The sequence below is a fragment of the Paraburkholderia sp. EB58 genome, assembly GCF_050436665.1.
In the GTDB taxonomy this organism is placed as follows: domain Bacteria; phylum Pseudomonadota; class Gammaproteobacteria; order Burkholderiales; family Burkholderiaceae; genus Paraburkholderia.
The window spans coordinates 248,384-267,301 of record NZ_JBNDMQ010000006.1; the positions used below are offsets into that span (position 1 = coordinate 248,384).

Genomic DNA, 18,918 nt, shown 5'->3' on the forward strand with positions numbered 1-18,918 from the left:
GTTGCGCCGGAGCGGCTGCGCGGCGGTGCTGTGCTCCGGCGCAACTGCGTTACAGCGTTTTGTCGTACATATACCGGCGCGACCACGGCAACGTCTTCGCGCTGCGGCCGGCCTTGCGGCACACCACCTGGTAGATCGACACGTCGTCGTTTTCGAACGCATACGCGCAGCCGGCCAGATACACGCGCCAGATGCGGAATTTCTCGTCGTCGACCAGCGTGCGTGCTTCGTCCGCGCGGTTTTCGAAGTTTTCCGCCCAGATGTCGAGCGTGTGCGCATAGTGACGGCGCAAACTTTCGACGTCAACTGCTTCGAGGCCGCCGCGCTGCATCGCTTCGAGCGCGAGGCTGATGTGCGGCAGTTCGCCGTCCGGGAATACATAGCGGTCGATGAATTCACCGCCGCCGAGCGCCGTTTCGCCGCTGTCCGAATCGCTCGACGTGATGCCGTGGTTCATCGCAATGCCGTCGTCCACCAGCAGGTCGCGGATTTTCTGGAAGTAGCCCGGCAGGTTCTTGCGGCCCACGTGCTCGAACATCCCGACGCTCGTGATGCGGTCGAACTGGCCTTGCACGTCGCGATAGTCCTGCAGACGGATCTCGATCTTGTCCTCAAGACCGGCAGCTTTCACGCGCGCAGTGGCCAGATCGAACTGGTTCTGCGACAGCGTCACGCCCACACACTTCGCCCCGAACTTCGATGCCGCCCGCAGCACGAGCGCGCCCCAGCCACAGCCGATGTCGAGCAGACGCTGGCCGGGTTGCAACTGAATCTTGGTGAGGATGTGGTCGATCTTCTTGATCTGTGCGGTGGCGAGATCTTCATCGCCATTCTCGAAGTACGCACACGAGTACACCATGTTCTCGTCGAGCCACAGCTTGTAGAACTCGTTCGAGACGTCGTAGTGGTACTGGATGGCCTTCTTGTCCGACGATTTCGAGTGATTGAAGTAGCGTCGCACGCGCGCTAGCTTGCTGGCACTCGTAACCGTGTTACGGGCGAGCGAATAGCCGATGTTGATGATATCCGACAGCTTGCCTTCGATGTCGATCTTGCCCTTCACGTACGCCTCGCCCAGATTGTCGAGGCTCGGTTCGAGCAGGTAAGGCAGCGCTGTCGCGCTCTTCACGTGCAACGTAACCTGGGGCGCGGCAAACTGCCCAAAGTCGTGTTGCTGTCCATCCCATAGCACAAGGCGTGCTGGCAGGTTCGCCTTGGTTTTTACGTCTTCCACCCACTGCGCCAGCTTCTTCTCCCAGAACATGTGATTTCTCCGTGTCCGATGAAATACAAAGCAAAGCTTGTCAGGTCGCTGCGTGCCGTGGCGTGACTCCGATGCCTCGATGGCCGCACGACCTTGCCGGTGCGCGCGCTGCTTCTATGGCAGGTCGGGCGCGCCGGCGTTGTTATATGTTCAGGGCGATAGCCGGGCGATCTGCCAGTCGCCACCTTCTACCGCACGTGTATAGAGTAGCCGGTCATGCAGACGCGACGGCCTACCTTGCCAGAATTCTATGGCCTCGGGAATCAGGCGATAACCGCCCCAGTGCGGCGGCCGCGGCGGATGCTCGCCGTATTTCGCGCTGATTTCCTTCTCCCGCGCTTCGAGTACTGCGCGGCTTTCAATTACCTGACTTTGCTCGGACGCCCATGCGCCAATGCGCGAACCGAGCGGCCGTGATTCGTAGTACTGGTCACTTTCGGCGGCGCTCGCCTTGACGACGGTGCCCTCGATGCGCACCTGGCGCTCCAGTTCGATCCAGTAAAACAGCAGGCTCGCGTGCGGATTGTCCGCGAGTTCGCGGCCCTTGCGGCTTTCGTAGTTGGTGAAGAACATAAACCCGCGTTCGTCGACGCCCTTGATGAGCACGATCCGGGCCGACGGCCGGCCGCGCGAATCGACCGTGGCGAGCGTCATCGTATTCGGCTCGGGTAGTTTGGCGTCGACGGCTTGCGCAAACCACGCGTCGAATTGACGGAACGGATTGCGGTCGACGTCGGCCACGTCCAGTGAACCCAGCGAATAGTTTTTCCGAAGTTCGGCGAGTGAGGTCATCTTCTTATGCGAACACTACAGTTTGGCCAGTATAGCTAAGGAAGAAATTTCCTGCGTGCGGCGTGACAACTGCGCGGGCCTTGAGCGCAAGGCTCACGCAGGGCTTCCGCGTCTGTTATGACGCGATCAGGCAAAATAGCGGATTGGCGCATGCCTGTGTCTCACGGCTGTGTTTCCGAATGCAATATGCTTGAGGCTCGACAGTTTTTGTCTGATTTGTAGTTTGCTTCGTAGCTTGCGTTGCAGTTTGTTCACAGTTTGCTTTTTACGCCCGTTTGCTTTTATCCGCTTCTTTACCCCGCTTTTTGCCGGCCTTTTGTCCGGTCCCGACGAGCCCCTGACCATGTCGACACCTAGCTCCACCGCGCCTTCCGATCTTACTACCGGCCCCGGCGGCTTTGAAGCGGCGGACCATGCGCGGCGGTTTGGCGGCATCGCACGGCTGTATGGCGCGCCGGCGCTCGCCGCCTTCGAACGTGCCAGCGTGGCGGTGATCGGGATCGGCGGCGTCGGTTCGTGGGTGGCCGAGGCGCTGGCGCGCAGCGCAGTGGGCAGCCTCACGCTGATCGACCTCGACAACGTCGCGGAAAGCAACACGAACCGGCAGATCCACGCGGTCGACGGCAACTACGGCAAGCCGAAGGTCGAAGCGATGGCTGAGCGCATCGCGCAGATCAACCCGCTATGCGACGTGCGTCTGGTGGAGGATTTCATCGAGCCGGACAACTTTGCTGCGGTGCTGGACGGTGGCTTCGATTACGTGATCGATGCAATCGACAGCGTGCGTACCAAGACCGCGCTGATCGCATGGTGTGTCGAAAAGAAGCAGCCGTTGATCACGGTAGGCGGCGCGGGCGGTCAGCTCGATCCAACGCGCATCCGCATCGACGATCTCGCGCTGACGATTCAGGATCCGCTGCTCTCGAAGGTGCGCGCGCAATTGCGCAAACAGCATGGCTTCCCGCGCGGTCCGAAGGCGAAGTTCAAGGTGAGCGCGGTGTATTCGGACGAGCCGTTGATTTACCCGGAAGTGGCCGTTTGCGACATCGATGAGGAAGCCGAGCACGTCACGACGTCGCCTGGGCATGCCGGGCCGGTCGGGCTGAACTGCGCAGGATTCGGTTCAAGCGTGTGCGTGACGGCGAGCTTCGGCTTTGCCGCCGCCGCTCATGTGCTGCGCGCGCTGGCGCAGCGCGCGGCGGGGTGAGTGAGGTGCTGAGGTGGGGTGGGGCGGCTTAGACGCGACCACGCGGGCCGCGTCCCAAGATCAGATCAGAACAGCGCCGCGCTCAGCTTGCGCCGCCACTGCGAGACGATTTCCGGCTGATGGCCGGCTAGATCGAACACCGACAGCATGGTCTTGCGGCCGATGTCGTCGCGGAACGTGCGGTCGCGCTGCACGATGGCAAGCAGGTGCTCGAGCGCGCCCGCATAGTTGCGCCGCGCAATCAGCGCGCTGGCGAGGTCGAAGCGGGCTTCGAGATCGCCGGGTTCCGCGGCGACGCGTGCTTCCAGCGCATCGGTGGGCGGCAGGTCGGCGGCGGCGTCCACGGCGTCGAGGCGCGTCTTGATGGCGTTGAAGCGCGCGTCGATGCCCTGGGTGGTCTTCGGCGACAGCAGGTCGACCTCGTTGCGCGCTTCGTCGATGCGGTTATCTTCCAGCAGCAGTTCGATCAGATCGAGGCGCGCGTCGTCGTAGACCGGGTCGTAAGCGAGGGCGGCCTTGAGCGCGTCGTAAGCATCTTCGCGGCGGCCTTCGGCAAGCGCAGCCTGCGCTTCGACGCGCGCGGAATCCGCGCCTTGCGGCACCAGCCGGTCGAGGAATGCGCGCAACTGGCTTTCCGGCAGCACGCCGACAAACTGGTCGACGGGGCGGCCATCGGCAAAGGCCATGACGTGCGGAATGCTGCGCACCTGGAAGTGCGCGGCCAGTTCCTGATTCTCGTCGACGTTCACTTTGACGAGGCGCCACTTGCCGGCATATTCAGCTTCGAGTTTTTCCAGCATCGGGCCGAGCGTTTTGCACGGGCCGCACCACGGCGCCCAGAAGTCGACTAGCACCGGCGCCAGCGTCGAAGCGGCGATGACGTCTTTTTCGAAAGTGGCCAGGGTTGTTTCCATTGCATCCTCGTCGGTATAACAGTTCGACCCTATAGATGGGGGCAAATGCGGCGGGTTCAATGCACGCCACCTGCTTTGCGGCGGAGCTCCAGCGAGCCCGGCTCAAACCGCATCCCTGCTCGCCTTTCATTCATTGCGTTCAGTGCGATTTGCGTTCGGGCAGCGGAATCCACTCCGTCTCGCCGGGGACTTTGCCCATTTCCTGATTCGTCCAGGCGAGCTTGGCATGCTCGATTTTCTCGCGTGAGCTGGCGACGAAATTCCATTCGATGAAGCGCTCGCCGTCCAGCTTTTCCCCGCCGAGCAGCATCACAGTGGCGCCGCCGCTGCTGGCAAGCGTCACCGTCTCATCGAGCGCCAGCACGGCCATCGTACCGGCTTCGAGCGGCGTGCCGTCAATTTCCAGATCGCCGTCCACGAGGTAGACACCGCGTTCCTCGTGCTCGGGTTCGAGCGCGAATGCGCCGCCCGGTGTGAAATGGGCGGCTACGTACAGCGTGCCCGAGAACGTCGTCACCGGCGCGGTGTGGCCGAACGCGGTGCCGGCGATCACGCGCAGCGTGACGCCATTGCGCTCGATTTCGGGCAGCGTGGCGGCGGCGTGATGCTCGAAGGACGGTTCGGTGTCTTCCGCGTCGAGCGGCAAGGCGACCCAGGTCTGGATGCCGTGCATGGTCTGAGCGTTCGGGCGATCTTCATCTGGCGTACGTTCCGAATGGACGATGCCGCGGCCGGCCGTCATCCAGTTGACGTCGCCGGGGACGATTTTCTGCTCAGAGCCGATGCTGTCGCGATGCATCATCGCGCCTTCGAACAGGTAGGTGACGGTGGCGAGGCCAATATGCGGATGCGGACGCACGTCGAGACCGACGCCGGGTTCGAGGGTAGCCGGGCCCATGTGATCGAAGAAAATGAACGGCCCGATCAGGCGCGCGGCCAGCGCAGGCAGCACACGGCGCACGGACAGGTTACCGATGTCGCGCAAGTGGGGCTTGAGGACTGCTTTGATCGAGGAGGACATGGGCAGGCTCGGTGGGTGGTGGATGGGGTCATTCTACTGGTGTGTAGGGGATGGTGCTGTTTGGGGGTGTGGGTTGGCTCCGTTAAACTGCCCATTTCGACAACAACAAGGAGACGGCGATGGCGCCGAAGGATTTGCTGCTGGCGCTGGTGGTGGTGATTGCCTGGGGTATCAACTTTGTCGTGATCAAGGTGGGCCTGCATGGCGTGCCGCCCATGTTGCTCGGCGCGCTGCGTTTCGCCCTTGCCGCGGTGCCCGCCGTGTTTTTCGTCAAGCGCCCGCAGATGCCCTGGCGCTGGCTGCTCGCCTACGGCGCGACGATTTCGTTCGGCCAGTTTGCGTTTCTTTTTTCCGCCATGTACGTCGGCATGCCGGCCGGGCTCGCGTCGCTGGTGCTGCAGGCGCAGGCTTTCTTCACGCTGATCTTCGCCGGGATATTTCTCCACGAGCGATTTCGCGTGCCGAACGTCGTCGGGCTCGCCATCGCATCCGGTGGCCTCGCCGTGATCGGCATGCAGGGCGGACACGCGATGACGCTCGCCGGCTTTGTGCTGACGTTGTGCGCGGCCGGTTCGTGGGCGCTCGGCAACATCGTCACGAAGAAGGTAGGTAAGGTCGATCTGGTGGGGCTGGTCGTGTGGGGGAGTCTGATTCCGCCGCTGCCGTTTCTTGCCCTGTCTTACGCGTTGGAGGGGCCGCAACGCATTGCGGCTGCGTTGTCGGGCATCGACGCAACGTCGATCTTTGCCGTGGTGTATCTCGCCTTCATTGCGACGCTGCTCGGCTACGGTCTCTGGAGCCGCCTGCTGGCGCGCTATCCGGCGAGCCAGGTCGCGCCGTTCTCGTTGCTCGTGCCGATTGTCGGTCTTGCGTCCGCTTCGGTGTTTCTGGATGAGCACTTGTCTGCGCCGCAGATTGCTGGCGCGGCGCTCGTGATGGTCGGTCTTGCGGTGAATGTGTTCGGCGGATGGCTCGTGCAGCGTGTCGTGAAGCCGCGCGTACGTGGACAGACCTGACGCCGGGCTACTTACGCCCTCCAAAACGCAGAACGGCCGCACGTAGCGGCCGTTCTGCTTCATAGGCGCAAGCGCCTCACGTCATGCGATTCTTTGCTAGCGGTGGGTTCGCTGCGAAATATCGCTTGATGCCCTTCAGGATCGCCGAAGCCATCTGGTCGCGATAGGCGTCGTCGTTCAGGTGCTTCTCTTCGTCCGGGTTGCTGATGAAGGCCGTCTCGACGAGGATCGACGGAATGTCCGGTGCCTTCAGCACCGCGAAGCCGGCCTGTTCGACCGAGCCCTTGTGCAGCTTGTTGATGCCGCCGATCTCGTTGAGCACGAAGTTGCCATAGCGCATCGAATCGCGGATCTGCGCCGTGGTCGACATATCGAACAACGCGCGGTTCACCGCGGCGTCGTCCGACTTGATGTTGATCCCGCCGATCTGGTCCGACGAGTTCTCCTTGTTCGCCATCCAGCGCGCCGCGGCGCTCGACGCACCATGCTCCGACAACGCAAACACCGACGAGCCGCGCGCTTCCGGCGTGGTAAACGCATCTGCGTGGATCGACACGAACAGGTCCGCGCCGACCCGCCGCGCCTTCTGCACGCGGACATTGAGCGGCACGAAGAAGTCGTCGTCGCGCGTCATCATCGAACGCATGTTGGGCTGCGCATCGATTTTCGCGCGCAGCTTCTTCGCGATGTCGAGCGCGACGTGCTTCTCGTACGTGCCCGCGCTGCCGATGGCGCCCGGGTCTTCGCCACCATGGCCCGGGTCGATCGCGACGGTCAGCAGACGCACCGTATTGCCGCCCTTGCCCGACTTCGGCGTGGTGAAGGCGTAGGTGTCGTCGGTGCTGTCGGCGCCTTCGTTGTTTTTGGCCAGTGCGCTCGGCGGCACCAGCGGCTTGGCTGGCGTCGGTGCCTGAGCGAGCGCATGCGGCGCGGGGATGGGTACCGGCGCCGTATGAACAGGCGGATGCGGTACTTCCGGCGCGCCGCCGTTGTCCTGCGCGTAACGGTCGAAAAACGCCTCGCTGTTGTCCGCGGTGGGCGGTGTGGTGCCCGGGCCGCTCAGCGTGCTCGGCGGCGCGTTGTTTTCATCGAGGCGCTGCTGCTTGCGCTCGCTTTGCGCGAGCAGGTCCATCATCGGATCCGGTGCGACGGCCGGGTACAGGTCGAACACCAGCCGGTACTTGTACGAGCCGACCGGCGGCAACGTGAACACTTGCGGCTTCACCGAGCCCTTCAGATCGAACACCATCCGCACGACGTGCGGCTGATACTGGCCGACGCGCACGGCCTGGATTTGCGGGTCGTTCGGCGTGATCTTCGACACCAGGTCTTTCAGTTCCTGGTCGAGGTCGAGGCCGTTCAGGTCCACCACCAGCCGGTCGGGGCCTTGCAGCAATTGTTGGGTATTCTGCAGCGGCTGATCGGATTCGATCGTCACGCGCGTGTAGTCGCGAGCCGGCCAGACTCGCACGCCGAGCACCGAGCTGGCCCAGGCGAGGCGTGGTGCGACGAGGCCGAGTACGAGCGACGAGGCGCCTGCGCGGAGAATCTGCCGGCGCCGCCAGTTGTGTGACGCGGTAGCGGCGGACTCGATCGAGCGAAATGGTTTGATTAACATCTTTCTAGACATGCTTTTCCTGATTCGCTGTACGCCCGGGCAATCAGCAGCCGGCCGTCGCCGTCGACATCGAGCGAGAAAACGAGATCCGGCACGCCTAACAGGCCGCCCGCGCGTTGCGGCCATTCGACGAGGCAAACCGCGCCGCTGTCGAAGTACTCGCGAAAGCCGGCGTCGGCCCACTCAGCCGGATCGGTGAAACGGTACAGATCGAAGTGATAGAGCTCAAGTTCCCCATCGGGTCTTTCGACCGCATACGGTTCGACGAGCGTATAGGTAGGACTGCGCACACGCCCGGTGTGACCGAGGCCGCGCAGTGTGGCGCGCACGAGGGTGGTTTTGCCGGCGCCGAGATCGCCGGTCAGTTGCACCTGCAGGCCATGAAATGCAGCGTTACCATTTTGTGCCCGGAGTGCTTTGCGCACGCCCTCGATAGCCTCCGCGAAGCGCACGCCGAACGCACTGGTGGCGGCTTCGTCCGCGAGCGCAAAGTGACGCTCGAGCAGGACGGCGGCGGGCGGTTGGATCGAGAGATCGGAGTTGTCGGGCATTCTCGTAAAATGGCGTGATGAACCGAAGTCCGGAGTCCCCCGTTTCCTGCACGCCTGCGTCCGATGACGACGCGCCTGCTATGCGTCATTTCGATGAAGCGGCGCTGGCGGCGCTTGCCCTGCGTATTAAAACGTGGGGCCGCGAACTAGGTTTCGGGGCGGTCGGTATCAGCGATACCGATCTCTCCGCTGCCGAGGCTAATCTTGCCGCATGGCTCGAAGAGGGCTGCCACGGCGAGATGGATTATATGGCCAAACATGGGATGAAACGCGCGCGGCCCGCAGAGCTTGTGGCCCATACGCGACGCGTGATCAGTGCGCGGATGGCCTATTTGCCCGCACATTTGCCTCTTCATGTGGCCCCTCATGTACCTCCTGAAGCACAGGTTGGAAAGCTCAGTGAAAGCGCGCTGCTGGAACCGCGCAACTGGCGTGCCGAGGAGCATGCACGGCTTACCGACCCCGCCGCAGCGGTCGTCTCCATCTACGCGCGGGGCCGCGATTATCACAAGGTGATGCGTAATCGTTTGCAACAACTTGCTGGAAAGATCGAGGCAGAAATCGGCGCCTACGGCTACCGCGTGTTCACCGATTCCGCCCCGGTTCTCGAGGTCGAGCTCGCGCAGAAGGCGGGTGTCGGCTGGCGCGGCAAGCACACCTTGCTGCTGCAACGCGACGCCGGATCGCTGTTTTTCCTCGGCGAAATCTATGTCGACGTGCCTTTGCCGACCGACGCCGAAACCTCACCCGAGCATGCGCCGCAGACGCCTGGCGCCCATTGCGGCAATTGCACGCGCTGCATCGCTGCGTGCCCGACGGGCGCGATTGTCGCACCCTACAAGGTCGACGCGCGCCTGTGCATCTCCTATCTGACCATCGAACTGAAAGGCAGTATTCCCCTGGAATTGCGCCCGCTGATCGGTAATCGTGTGTATGGCTGTGACGATTGCCAGCTGGTGTGCCCGTGGAACAAGTTCGCCCAGGCCGCGCCGGTCGCTGATTTCGACGTGCGGCACGGGCTCGATCGCGCGACGCTGGTCGATCTGTTCGACTGGAGCGCCGCCGAGTTCGATACGCGCATGCAGGGCAGCGCGATTCGTCGCATCGGCTACGAGTGCTGGCTGCGCAATCTGGCGGTCGGCATGGGCAATGCGCTGCGCGCCGATTCGGCGAGCTTTAGCGGCGATGCACGAGCGGCGATTGTCGACGCCTTGCGCCGGCGTGTGGACGATCCGTCGTCGCTCGTACGCGAGCACGTCGAATGGGCGCTTGAAGCCGCGTAAGCAGGCGGCGTACAGTAGCGGGGTTCCAGCGTGGCAGCGCGCGGCGCCTCTGCTGAATCAGGTGGGTTGGGTAAGCAAATCGGGCAGGCACATCATGTTCAACGCAGTGATCGACGCGCCGTTCGGCAAGATCGGCATCCGGCTGCAGGCCGAGACGGTGCGCGAGATCGTCTATTTGCCGGAATCGGTGCGCAATGTCGCGCCTGAGACACCGTTGGCGAAGCAGGTGGCGCAGCAGATCGAACGCTATTTCGAGCGCGCGTCAGCGAGTTTCGACTTGCCGCTGGCCACTGTCGGCACCGCATTTCAGAAGCGCGTGTGGGCGGTGATCAGCGAGATTCCGCCTGGGGTTGTGCTGACCTATGGGCAGCTTGCGAGACAGGTTGCCAGCGCGCCGCGGGCGGTCGGCCAGGCGTGCGGTTCCAACTATTTTCCGCTGGTGATCCCGTGTCATCGTGTGGTGTCGTCAAGCGGCCTTGGCGGCTTTGCGCATCACGCAGACGACGGCTATTTCCTCAAGGTCAAGCGCTGGCTGCTGGCGCATGAAGGTGTGCCCTACGCATGAGCGAAGCCATTATTGCCAATCCTGCTGACGACTCCGCTACGCCCGCTGCGTCGCCACTGTTTGTGACGAGCAACGCCTCGATCGACGCGTTCTGCGACGCGCTGTGGCTCGAACACGGCCTGTCGCGCAACACGCTCGATGCATACCGGCGCGACCTGCGCCTGTTCTGCGAATGGCTGGCGCTAAGCCGCAACAGCTCGCTCGATACCGCCAGCGAAGCCGATCTCACCGCGTATAGCGTGGTGCGGCAGAAGGATAAGTCGACCTCATCGAACCGGCGCCTCTCGGTATTCCGGCGCTATTACGCCTGGGCCGTGCGTGAGCATCGCGCCCAGGTGGACCCGACGCTGCGCATCCGCTCGGCCAAACAGCCCGCGCGCTTCCCTGCGACGCTGAGCGAAGCCCAGGTCGAAGCGCTGCTTGGCGCGCCGGATGTCGACACGCCGCTCGGCCTGCGCGATCGTACGATGCTGGAACTGATGTACGCGAGCGGGTTGCGCGTCACGGAGCTCGTCACGCTGAAGACGGTGGAAGTGGGGCTCAACGAAGGCGTCGTGCGGGTGATGGGCAAGGGCTCGAAAGAGCGCCTGATTCCGTTCGGCGAGGAAGCGCATGCGTGGATCGAGCGCTATCTGCGCGAGGCGCGGCCCGCGTTGCTGGGCGCGCGTGCTGCCGATGCGCTGTTCGTTACGACGCGCGCCGAAGGTATGACGCGCCAGCAGTTCTGGAACATTATCAAGCGTCACGCAGCGGCTGCTGAAGTGCACGCGCCGCTCTCGCCGCATACGCTGCGGCATGCGTTTGCGACGCATTTGCTAAATCATGGTGCCGATCTTCGTGTGGTGCAGTTGCTGCTGGGGCATACGGATATTTCGACCACGCAGATTTACACGCACGTTGCGCGGGAGAGGTTGAAGTCGCTGCATGCGGCGCATCATCCGCGGGGGTGATGAGTTGATGCGGCTGATAGCGTTGATGCCGTTCATGCGGTGATGCGGCTCACGCGGTTCGTGTGCCGATACAGCTGATGCGCGGGCAAGCCGGACGGGACGTTTGCCTGGCTTGCTGGCCGCCCAGCTTGCCTTAAACCAGATCGCGCAGCCGATGCTTCAGTATCTTGCCGGTCGACGCGGCGGGCAGTGCAGCAAGCGGCCTGACCTCGGCGGGTCGCTTATACGGCGCAAGCCGTTCGCCGCACCACGCGATCAGCTCTGCCGGCGTCACCTTGGCCCCAGCCCTAAGTTCGACAAAGGCAACCACCTCTTCATTACCCTCGACCGCCCGCCCGATCACCGCCGATTGCACGACATCCGGATGCGCATTCAGCACGTGCTCGACTTCCGCCGGATACACGTTGAACCCCGAGCGGATGATCAACTCCTTGCTGCGCCCGACGATGTGCAGGGCGCCGTCGGCATCCTGGCGCGCGAGATCGCCCGTCTTGAGCCAGCCGTCTTCGGTAACCGTAGCTCGGGTCTGCTCGGGATTGCGGTAATAGCCGAGCATGACGTTCGGCCCGCGCACCCACAACTCGCCGATTTCTCCTTGAGCGGCGTCCACGCCTTCGAGCGTGACGAAACGCACCTCGACGCCGGGAATCGCCTGGCCGACCGAGCAATCGCTGCGCGGCGCATCGAGCATGGTCTGCGCGACCGTCGGGCTGCTCTCGGTCATCCCGTAACCGTTGTGCAGCGTGAGTCCATAGACGCTTTCGACATGGGCCTTCAGCGCCGCGTCGAGCGGCGAGCCGCCCGAGTAGGCAAAGCGCAGATGCGGCGCGGACCATGCATGACCATGCGCCTGCAGGTATTCGAGCAGCTTGGCGTGCATCGCGGGGACGCCCTGAAAGATCGACACGCGCTCTTCGGCAAGCGCGCGGCGCACGGCTTCCGGTACGAAACGCGGGGCGAGCTGCAAGGTGGCGCCGGCATACAGGCTGCCGAGGCATACCGAGGCGAAACCGTAGACATGTGACATCGGCAGAACGGCGTACACCACATCATCCGGGCCGACACCGCGCAGGCCGCTGGAAATCGCCGCGATAAAGAGCAGGTTGCGGTGCGAAAGCATGACGCCTTTGGGCGCGCCGGTGGTGCCCGTGGTGTAGATCAGCGCGGCGCACTGACGCTCGCTTTCTGCCTCGACCGGTTCCGAAGTGACGGTGTCGTCCCGCGTATAGGCCCACGTGCCGATGTCGGGTACGAGCGTGGGCGCCGTGGCTGCGCCATGGCGCTGCGCGTGTTGCTGCGCGTCGGGTGAGCTCTCGATCGCATAAGCGACGAGGCGGGGTCTGGCGTGAGCGCGGATCGCGTCGAGTTCGGCGGCAGACAGGCGCGCGTTCGACACGAGAGCCCAGGCGTCGAGCGACGCGGTGGCGAACAGCAGCACGACCTGCACGATGCTGTTTTCCGCCACGATCATGACCCGGTCGCCGCCGCGCACGCCCCATTCGCGCAGCAACGCGGCGGTTGCCTCGACGGCTTCGAGCAGTTGCGCGCTCGTCAGGCGGCGCGCGTCTTCGATCAGGGCAACGTGCTGCGGATCGCGCGCGGCGGCCAGCGCCGGGATCTCGGCGATGCGCCGGGGCAGCGCGGCCAGCAAGCTGGGCACGTGAATGGCGTTGTGCGCGGGCGAGTCGGTGGTCAACGCTGTCTCCTTGAAACGATGGGGTATCCGTACGCTTCGCGCCGGGTGATTTTCGAACGATCGTGCCACAGTCGCCAGAGGCGCACAATTGGCCGTTTGGCAAATAGCCGTCGCGCGACGTCGCTATTACAATGCGCCGATGAGCAAATCCAGACACGTCTCCGAAACGCCCGCGACCCAGTTTTTACGCCGTCACGGTGTCGCATTCGGCGAACATCCTTATGACTACGTGGAGCACGGCGGCACCGCGGAATCGGCGCGTCAGCTCGGTGTTGACGAGCATCAGGTCGTCAAGACGCTCGTCATGGAAGACGAGCATGCCAAGCCGCTGATCGTGTTGATGCACGGCGACCGCACCGTCTCCACCAAGAACCTGGCGCGGCAGATCGGCGCGAAGCGCGTCGAACCGTGCAAGCCCGAAGTCGCGAACCGGCATTCGGGCTATCTGATCGGCGGCACGTCGCCCTTCGGCACCCGTAAGGCGATGCCGGTGTATGTCGAGTCGAGTATCCTCGAACTCGAGCAGATCTGGCTAAACGGTGGCCGGCGCGGCTTTCTCGTCAGCATTGCGCCCGCCGTGCTGACTACGCTACTGGACGCGAAACCGGTGCAATGCGCGAGTGTGGATTGAGCGTGCCTTGACGGTAGAGAAAACCCGTATGGCTCGGCGCTTTCGTGCGAAGCCTCTGCAAAAGTGGCTGGCTGCGGCGGTCCGGTTCGGTAGAATGTTCGCCGTTTCGTTCGTGCGGTGGGATGCATGCTGCACGTGTTGCACCTGTTGCGCTTTCCGATACCTACAAGAGTCCCCAGATGCAAAACCTGATCGTCGCCGTCGTCGCCTATCTGATCGGTTCGGTGTCGTTCGCCGTGATCGTCAGTTCCGTGATGGGCCTGGCCGACCCGCGCTCGTACGGCTCGAAGAATCCCGGCGCCACCAACGTGCTGAGGAGCGGCAACAAGACGGCCGCGATTCTGACGTTGATCGGCGATGCCTTCAAGGGCTGGCTCGCGGTCTGGCTCGTCAGCCACTTCGGCGCGCATTATGGCCTCGACGATACGGCGATCGCGCTTGCCGCGATTGCTGTGTTCCTCGGCCACCTGTATCCGGTTTTCTTCCGCTTCAAGGGCGGCAAGGGCGTCGCGACGGCCGCAGGCGTGCTGCTCGCAATCAACCCGGTGCTGGGGATCGCCACTTTGCTGACCTGGCTGATCGTCGCGTTCTTTACGCGCTATTCGTCATTGGCGGCGCTGGCGGCGGCGGTGTTCGCGCCGCTCTTCGACGGCTTCCTGTTCGGCGCGAACATCATTGCGCTGGCGATCGTCGTGATGAGCTCGCTGCTCGTATGGCGCCATCGCGGCAACATTGCGAAACTGATGGCGGGGCAGGAAAGCCGCATCGGCGACAAGAAGAAGGCCGAAGCCCAGAAGAAGGCCGAGGCCGAGACGGCCGCGAAGCGGCACTGAGCAAGGGTATGGAGCGGGGGCGAGCGGTGTGGCTGCGCCTCGCCTTCGTCCCCGAGTCCTAGGCCTGAATGCCTTAGTCGCGGAAGTTGTTGAAGTCGAGCGGCGTGTCCGTGACATCCTTGCGCAGCAGCGCGATCACGCTTTGCAGATCGTCGCGCTTGGTGCCGTTCACGCGCACCGCGTCACCCTGAATGCTCGCCTGGACCTTGATCTTGCTGTCTTTCACGAGCCTCACGATTTTCTTCGCCAAGTCGCCCGACACGCCCTTCTTCACGGTGACAACCTGCTTGACCTTGTCGCCGCCGATCTTCTCGATCTTGCCGTAGTCGAGGAAGCGCACATCCACGTTGCGCTTGGCCATTTTCGACACCATGACATCCTTGACCTGACCGAGCTTGAAGTCGTCGTCGGCATAAAGCGTCAACTCGTGTTCCTTGTGCTCGATGCGCGCGTCCGACCCCTTGAAGTCGAAACGGGTTGAAATTTCCTTGTTGGACTGCTCGATAGCGTTCTTGACTTCGATCATGTTGGCTTCGCAGACGACGTCAAACGATGGCATTGCTCTCTCCCAATAGTGCCGCGGTGCATGGCGCCGCCGGACGGCTGCGCACGATGCACTCGCTATAATCACGAACCTGACGTCATTTTACCGACGCCTTTCTCTTTTGCCCAAGGCCGCGGCGTGCGGATCACCGGATTGCTGCCCCGGCCCGTTGCAGACGGCTCTCACATTCGATGTCCCTGATGTCTCACGTGCCCGACTCCATTTCTTTCCTCGCCGACTATCCGCTGCAGGCGCACAACACGTTCGGTTTCGACGTCCGTGCGCGCCTCCTATGCCGTATCGAGCACGAGGCGCAACTGCTGGCGGCCGTGCGTGACTCGCGTGCGGCGGGCCTGCGTCGACTGGTGCTGGGCGGCGGCAGCAACGTCGTGCTGACCGGCGACTTTGACGGTCTCGTGCTGCTGGTTGCCCTGCGTGGCCGCCGTCTCGCGCGTGAAGACGATGAAGCCTGGTATGTCGAAGCCGCCGCTGGCGAAAACTGGCACGAATTCGTGGCCTGGACCCTTGCACAGGGGATACCTGGACTCGAAAACCTTGCGCTGATCCCGGGTACGGTGGGCGCGGCGCCGATCCAGAACATCGGCGCTTACGGCCTGGAAATGTGCGAACGCTTCGCGTCGCTGCGCGCTGTTGAACTGGCAACCGGCGAGGTGCTTGAACTCGACACAGCAGCCTGCCGCTTCGGCTATCGCGACAGTTTTTTCAAGCGCGAAGGGCGTGACCGGCTTGTGATTACCTCGGTGACCTTTCGTTTGCCGAAGGCCTGGGTGCCGCGAGCGAGCTACGCGGACATCGCGCGGGAACTGACCGCTGAGGGCCATGGTGACACATCGCCAGACGCGCAGGCGATTTTCGATGCAGTCGTGGCTGTGCGGCGCGCGAAATTGCCCGATCCGCTGCAACTCGGCAATGCGGGTAGCTTTTTCAAGAATCCGGTGATCGATGCCGCGCAGTTCGAAGCGTTGCAGCAGCGCGAGCCTGAGGTGGTGTCTTACCGGCAGGCGGACGGCGCTGTGAAGCTCGCGGCGGGCTGGCTGATTGACCGTTGCGGCTGGAAAGGGCGCGCCATGGGCGCAGCGGCTGTTCATGAGCGCCAGGCGCTGGTGCTGGTGAATCGGGGTGGCGCGAGTGGCGCTGAGGTGCTTGCGCTCGCGCGGGCCATTCAGCACGACGTGCGCGATCGGTTTGGGGTAGAACTGGAGGCAGAGCCGGTTTGTTTGTAGGCGGGTAGGGCGGCAGGCCTTGCCAGCGGCGCGTAGCTTCGCCCATGCAAAGTTGCGCGTTGCCGGAATGCCCACCGTCAGCCTGCTTTCAACGTCTCCGGCGGACGGCGAAGCGCGACGCGTACGTGAAAGCCTGCCTCGTAATCAGGCCCCGCCGCGTCTCACGCAAAGCTTGCTCAGTGGTTCAGCTTGCCGAGCAAGAGAAATTCCATCAAAGCTTTTTGCACGTGCAGACGGTTTTCCGCTTCATCCCACACGACGCTTTGTGGTCCGTCGATCACTTCCGCGCTGACTTCCTCGCCGCGGTGGGCCGGCAGACAGTGCATGAAGAGCGCATCTGAATTGGCTTGCGCCATCATCTCGGCATCCACGCACCAGTCGGCAAACGCCTTCTTGCGTGCTTCGTTTTCCGCCTCGAAGCCCATGCTGGTCCAGACATCCGTGGTGACCAGATCGGCGCCGGCGCAAGCCTCGTTCGGGTCGTCAAACTCTTCGTAGAACGGGGCGCTCTCCGCTGCCACCATTGCATGGTCGAGCTTGTAGCCCGGCGGCGTGGACAGGCGTAGCTTGAAACCGAGAATCTGCGCCGCCTCGATCCACGTGTAGAGCATATTGTTGGCGTCGCCGACCCATGCCACCGTCTTGTCGCGAATCGGACCGCGATGCTCGAAATACGTGAAGATGTCAGCCAGCACCTGACATGGGTGATACTCGTTGGTCAGGCCGTTGATGACCGGTACGCGCGAGTTCTCGGCAAAGCGCTTGAGGATGTCCTGGCCGAACGTGCGGATCATGATGATGTCCACCATGCGCGAGATCACCTGCGCTGCGTCTTCGATCGGCTCGCCGCGGCCCAGCTGGGTGTCGCGCGTGCTCATGAAGACGGCATGGCCGCCGAGCTGGAAGATGCCCGCTTCGAACGACAGGCGCGTGCGCGTCGAGTTTTTCTCGAAGATCATCGCGAGCGTGCGGTCGTGCAGCGGGTGATAGGTCTCGTAGTTCTTGAACTTGCGCTTCAGAATGCGCGCACGTTCGAGTACGTACTCGTAGTCTTCCAGCGAGAAATCGTTGAACTGCAGGTAATGACGAATTTTCTTGACGGTCATGAAACAAATACGGCGGTCTCACCCGGCGAAATTGCCGGACGGCCCCGCCGTCGTTTGTGGTAACTCTATGGAGCATAAAGGATTTCGACGTATTTGACGAGCTAGCCAGATGGCAGCGTGGTCATTCCTGGGCGAGCCGGCAACTCGTAGGAGAGTTCCTGTGTGCGGTGCGGAAAAGGGTCGGCTGAGCTATAATCTCGGGGTTTCCCTAAAGCCCGGCAAGCAGGTTCAACGCTTGCTGGACACGGCTCGCGCGCCCGGAAGGCTTTCCTCGCGGTGCGCCGTCATGACGATTGCCGAGGTGGCCTTTGTCGGCACCGCGGCGCCTGGCGGTCAGGTCCGCGAGGTCGTGTACGACGTGTTCAGTTAGCCGTTCAGGCAGCCGCATTCGCTGGCATTTTGCTGGGCAGTCACTCAGGTATCCCTACATGGCCGAATCCGCTCCAACCGAATATTTCATTCAGGGCATTACCTCGAACGGAAAGAAGTTTCGGCCGAGCGACTGGTCGGAGCGCCTCGCCGGGGTGATGTCCATGTTTGGGCCGGGTGTGAGAAAAGGGCCGAACGCCTACATGCAGTACTCGGTTTACGTCCGCCCTACGATGCTCGACGATCTCAAGTGCGTCATCCTCGACTCGCGGCTGCGCGACATCGAGCCAATGGCATTCGATTTCGTCATGAACTTCGCGAAGGACAACGACCTGCTGGTGACCGAGGCCTGTGAATTGCCTCCGGAGCACGGCACGCAACAGGCGCTGAAGGCTAAGTAAAAACGGAGCTTGCTGCGCTGGAAGGCAGCTTGAGCCAGGCGAGGATCAAACCTGGCAAACTGTGATGCAACAAGGCGAATGAAAACGGCAAAACCCGCATGAGCGGGTTTTTTTGTGCCTGACGGCGCCGCGTCAAACAAACAAGCAAACGACGCACCAAACAAAAAAGCCCGCCGAGGCGGGCTTTCATGACGCAGCGGAAACAGGAGGTAGCCCACCGAAGCGGGCTGACCGGATTTACTGCGCTGCGGGCGCTTGCAGACCCTTGATGGCTGCAGCGAGGCGGCTCTTATGGCGAGCTGCCTTGTTCTTGTGAACGATTTTCTTGTCGGCGATGATGTCGATCGTCTTCGACGACGCATGGAAAATCTCAGCGGCCTTAGCCTTGTCGCCGGCGTCGATCGCCTTGCGGACAGCCTTGATTGCCGTGCGGAACTTCGAGCGCAGCGCCGAGTTGTGCGAGTTTGCTTTCGCGGCCTGACGGGCGCGCTTGCGTGCTTGTGCGGAGTTAGCCATGACGGTTCCTTATCCTGTTCCTGTTTCCAGTACCTGACCTTCAAGTGGCCGGGCGCTGCTTTTAGATCGAACCCTTGGAAGCGATTGCCCAAGAGCGCAAAAAGTGTCGAAATTACTGACGAATCTACTGATTCACTACGCGAATCAGGCCCGTTTCAGCAGGCATTGAGAGGGTGCAGAGGGTTGCTTATGGTGCGCCCAAACGCTGGCCGAAAATTGATCGAGCGTCGAAACCAGCGATTATAGCAACAAAAACAGGCACGTGGCAAACGGAAATACTTGATCCGGCGCGTGGGCGGCCCGGCCGGCCACGCGCCAACCCTTGGCACGCGCTCTGCAAAGCGAACGTCTGCGCCATAAATCGGTCCGATTGGCGTCCTGGCTCATCGTCCGCACC

General features: G+C 62.8%; 19 protein-coding genes. 9 read left to right on the plus strand and 10 right to left on the minus strand.

What is annotated here, in order from left to right; translation table 11 throughout:
- Positions 1-49: 49 nt before the first annotated feature.
- Positions 50-1,264, minus strand: coding sequence for a class I SAM-dependent methyltransferase (locus P3T40_RS11705; RefSeq protein WP_429267844.1), 1,215 nt, complete (start codon positions 1,262-1,264; stop codon positions 50-52).
- 150 nt (positions 1,265-1,414) lie between these two features.
- Positions 1,415-2,056, minus strand: a complete 642-nt coding sequence (gene pdxH / locus P3T40_RS11710; RefSeq protein WP_429267845.1) for a pyridoxamine 5'-phosphate oxidase — start codon at positions 2,054-2,056, stop codon at positions 1,415-1,417.
- Positions 2,057-2,399: 343 nt separating this feature from the next.
- Between pdxH and tcdA the strand changes: the two genes are divergently transcribed.
- A complete protein-coding gene (gene tcdA / locus P3T40_RS11715; protein ID WP_429267846.1) occupies positions 2,400-3,263 on the plus strand; it encodes a tRNA cyclic N6-threonylcarbamoyladenosine(37) synthase TcdA in 864 nt (287 codons plus the stop codon).
- A gap of 65 nt (positions 3,264-3,328) precedes the next feature.
- On the opposite strand, the gene trxA is transcribed toward tcdA, so the two are convergent.
- On the minus strand, positions 3,329-4,177 hold the full coding sequence (gene trxA, locus P3T40_RS11720; protein WP_429267847.1) for a thioredoxin: 849 nt from the start codon (positions 4,175-4,177) through the stop codon (positions 3,329-3,331).
- A gap of 139 nt (positions 4,178-4,316) precedes the next feature.
- The gene (locus tag P3T40_RS11725; protein ID WP_429267848.1) at positions 4,317-5,198 is read right to left on the minus strand and encodes a pirin family protein; all 882 of its coding nucleotides are present in this window, start codon (positions 5,196-5,198) and stop codon (positions 4,317-4,319) included.
- Between the two features lie 119 nt (positions 5,199-5,317).
- On the opposite strand from P3T40_RS11725, the gene P3T40_RS11730 reads away from it, so the two are divergent.
- Positions 5,318-6,214 (plus strand): EamA family transporter, encoded by an 897-nt coding sequence (locus P3T40_RS11730; RefSeq protein ID WP_429267849.1) that lies wholly within the window; start codon positions 5,318-5,320, stop codon positions 6,212-6,214.
- A gap of 76 nt (positions 6,215-6,290) precedes the next feature.
- On the opposite strand, the gene P3T40_RS11735 is transcribed toward P3T40_RS11730, so the two are convergent.
- Together P3T40_RS11735 and tsaE are read right to left on the minus strand one after the other, a co-directional pair.
- Positions 6,291-7,844, minus strand: coding sequence for an N-acetylmuramoyl-L-alanine amidase (locus P3T40_RS11735; protein WP_429267850.1), 1,554 nt, complete (start codon positions 7,842-7,844; stop codon positions 6,291-6,293).
- On the minus strand, positions 7,826-8,383 hold the full coding sequence (tsaE, locus tag P3T40_RS11740) for a tRNA (adenosine(37)-N6)-threonylcarbamoyltransferase complex ATPase subunit type 1 TsaE (protein WP_429267851.1): 558 nt from the start codon (positions 8,381-8,383) through the stop codon (positions 7,826-7,828). Before tsaE ends, P3T40_RS11735 begins: the two co-directional genes overlap by 19 nt.
- A 17-nt stretch (positions 8,384-8,400) precedes the next feature.
- Here tsaE and queG point away from each other — a divergent pair, with 17 nt between their 5' ends.
- The 3 genes from queG (at position 8,401) to xerD (ending at position 11,181) form a co-directional block, all read left to right on the plus strand.
- Positions 8,401-9,666, plus strand: coding sequence for a tRNA epoxyqueuosine(34) reductase QueG (queG, locus tag P3T40_RS11745; RefSeq protein WP_429267852.1), 1,266 nt, complete (start codon positions 8,401-8,403; stop codon positions 9,664-9,666).
- Between the two features lie 94 nt (positions 9,667-9,760).
- Positions 9,761-10,231 (plus strand): methylated-DNA--[protein]-cysteine S-methyltransferase, encoded by a 471-nt coding sequence (locus tag P3T40_RS11750; protein ID WP_429267853.1) that lies wholly within the window; start codon positions 9,761-9,763, stop codon positions 10,229-10,231.
- The gene (gene xerD, locus P3T40_RS11755; protein ID WP_429267854.1) at positions 10,228-11,181 is read left to right on the plus strand and encodes a site-specific tyrosine recombinase XerD; all 954 of its coding nucleotides are present in this window, start codon (positions 10,228-10,230) and stop codon (positions 11,179-11,181) included. Before P3T40_RS11750 ends, xerD begins: the two co-directional genes overlap by 4 nt.
- 133 nt (positions 11,182-11,314) lie before the next feature.
- Here the strand turns inward: xerD and P3T40_RS11760 are convergent, their stop codons facing one another.
- Positions 11,315-12,877 (minus strand): class I adenylate-forming enzyme family protein, encoded by a 1,563-nt coding sequence (locus P3T40_RS11760; RefSeq protein WP_429267855.1) that lies wholly within the window; start codon positions 12,875-12,877, stop codon positions 11,315-11,317.
- Between the two features lie 139 nt (positions 12,878-13,016).
- Here P3T40_RS11760 and ybaK point away from each other — a divergent pair, with 139 nt between their 5' ends.
- Positions 13,017-13,508: a Cys-tRNA(Pro) deacylase gene (gene ybaK, locus P3T40_RS11765; protein WP_429267856.1), complete on the plus strand. Its 492-nt coding sequence runs from the start codon at positions 13,017-13,019 to the stop codon at positions 13,506-13,508.
- Between the two features lie 179 nt (positions 13,509-13,687).
- Complete coding sequence (gene plsY / locus P3T40_RS11770; protein ID WP_429267857.1) at positions 13,688-14,341, plus strand: glycerol-3-phosphate 1-O-acyltransferase PlsY; 654 nt, start codon at positions 13,688-13,690, stop codon at positions 14,339-14,341.
- Positions 14,342-14,414: 73 nt separating this feature from the next.
- Here plsY and P3T40_RS11775 read toward each other — a convergent pair whose 3' ends face one another.
- Positions 14,415-14,900, minus strand: coding sequence for a YajQ family cyclic di-GMP-binding protein (locus P3T40_RS11775; RefSeq protein ID WP_429267858.1), 486 nt, complete (start codon positions 14,898-14,900; stop codon positions 14,415-14,417).
- 185 nt (positions 14,901-15,085) lie between these two features.
- Here P3T40_RS11775 and murB point away from each other — a divergent pair, with 185 nt between their 5' ends.
- Positions 15,086-16,129, plus strand: a complete 1,044-nt coding sequence (gene murB / locus P3T40_RS11780; protein ID WP_429267859.1) for a UDP-N-acetylmuramate dehydrogenase — start codon at positions 15,086-15,088, stop codon at positions 16,127-16,129.
- Positions 16,130-16,305: 176 nt separating this feature from the next.
- On the opposite strand, the gene argF is transcribed toward murB, so the two are convergent.
- Positions 16,306-17,235, minus strand: coding sequence for an ornithine carbamoyltransferase (gene argF / locus P3T40_RS11785; RefSeq protein WP_429267860.1), 930 nt, complete (start codon positions 17,233-17,235; stop codon positions 16,306-16,308).
- A 428-nt stretch (positions 17,236-17,663) separates the two neighbouring features.
- Here argF and P3T40_RS11790 point away from each other — a divergent pair, with 428 nt between their 5' ends.
- On the plus strand, positions 17,664-18,005 hold the full coding sequence (locus tag P3T40_RS11790) for a DUF3579 domain-containing protein (protein ID WP_429267861.1): 342 nt from the start codon (positions 17,664-17,666) through the stop codon (positions 18,003-18,005).
- A gap of 237 nt (positions 18,006-18,242) precedes the next feature.
- Here P3T40_RS11790 and rpsT read toward each other — a convergent pair whose 3' ends face one another.
- Positions 18,243-18,521 (minus strand): 30S ribosomal protein S20, encoded by a 279-nt coding sequence (gene rpsT / locus P3T40_RS11795; protein WP_429267862.1) that lies wholly within the window; start codon positions 18,519-18,521, stop codon positions 18,243-18,245.
- Between the last annotated feature and the right edge of the window lie 397 nt (positions 18,522-18,918).

What these genes read in the sequence shown, in the direction of transcription:
- P3T40_RS11750 (WP_429267853.1), top strand. Translation starts at nt 9,761, where the DNA reads ATGTTCAACGCAGTGATCGACGCGCCGTTCGGCAAGATCGGCATCCGG.
- rpsT (WP_429267862.1), bottom strand. Translation starts at nt 18,521, where the DNA reads ATGGCTAACTCCGCACAAGCACGCAAGCGCGCCCGTCAGGCCGCGAAA.
- plsY (WP_429267857.1), top strand. Translation starts at nt 13,688, where the DNA reads ATGCAAAACCTGATCGTCGCCGTCGTCGCCTATCTGATCGGTTCGGTG.
- queG (WP_429267852.1), top strand. Translation starts at nt 8,401, where the DNA reads ATGAACCGAAGTCCGGAGTCCCCCGTTTCCTGCACGCCTGCGTCCGAT.
- tsaE (WP_429267851.1), bottom strand. Translation starts at nt 8,383, where the DNA reads ATGCCCGACAACTCCGATCTCTCGATCCAACCGCCCGCCGCCGTCCTG.
- P3T40_RS11730 (WP_429267849.1), top strand. Translation starts at nt 5,318, where the DNA reads ATGGCGCCGAAGGATTTGCTGCTGGCGCTGGTGGTGGTGATTGCCTGG.
- P3T40_RS11775 (WP_429267858.1), bottom strand. Translation starts at nt 14,900, where the DNA reads ATGCCATCGTTTGACGTCGTCTGCGAAGCCAACATGATCGAAGTCAAG.
- ybaK (WP_429267856.1), top strand. Translation starts at nt 13,017, where the DNA reads ATGAGCAAATCCAGACACGTCTCCGAAACGCCCGCGACCCAGTTTTTA.
- P3T40_RS11790 (WP_429267861.1), top strand. Translation starts at nt 17,664, where the DNA reads ATGGCCGAATCCGCTCCAACCGAATATTTCATTCAGGGCATTACCTCG.
- xerD (WP_429267854.1), top strand. Translation starts at nt 10,228, where the DNA reads ATGAGCGAAGCCATTATTGCCAATCCTGCTGACGACTCCGCTACGCCC.
- murB (WP_429267859.1), top strand. Translation starts at nt 15,086, where the DNA reads ATGTCTCACGTGCCCGACTCCATTTCTTTCCTCGCCGACTATCCGCTG.
- trxA (WP_429267847.1), bottom strand. Translation starts at nt 4,177, where the DNA reads ATGGAAACAACCCTGGCCACTTTCGAAAAAGACGTCATCGCCGCTTCG.
- P3T40_RS11735 (WP_429267850.1), bottom strand. Translation starts at nt 7,844, where the DNA reads ATGTCTAGAAAGATGTTAATCAAACCATTTCGCTCGATCGAGTCCGCC.
- P3T40_RS11725 (WP_429267848.1), bottom strand. Translation starts at nt 5,198, where the DNA reads ATGTCCTCCTCGATCAAAGCAGTCCTCAAGCCCCACTTGCGCGACATC.
- P3T40_RS11705 (WP_429267844.1), bottom strand. Translation starts at nt 1,264, where the DNA reads ATGTTCTGGGAGAAGAAGCTGGCGCAGTGGGTGGAAGACGTAAAAACC.
- pdxH (WP_429267845.1), bottom strand. Translation starts at nt 2,056, where the DNA reads ATGACCTCACTCGCCGAACTTCGGAAAAACTATTCGCTGGGTTCACTG.
- tcdA (WP_429267846.1), top strand. Translation starts at nt 2,400, where the DNA reads ATGTCGACACCTAGCTCCACCGCGCCTTCCGATCTTACTACCGGCCCC.
- argF (WP_429267860.1), bottom strand. Translation starts at nt 17,235, where the DNA reads ATGACCGTCAAGAAAATTCGTCATTACCTGCAGTTCAACGATTTCTCG.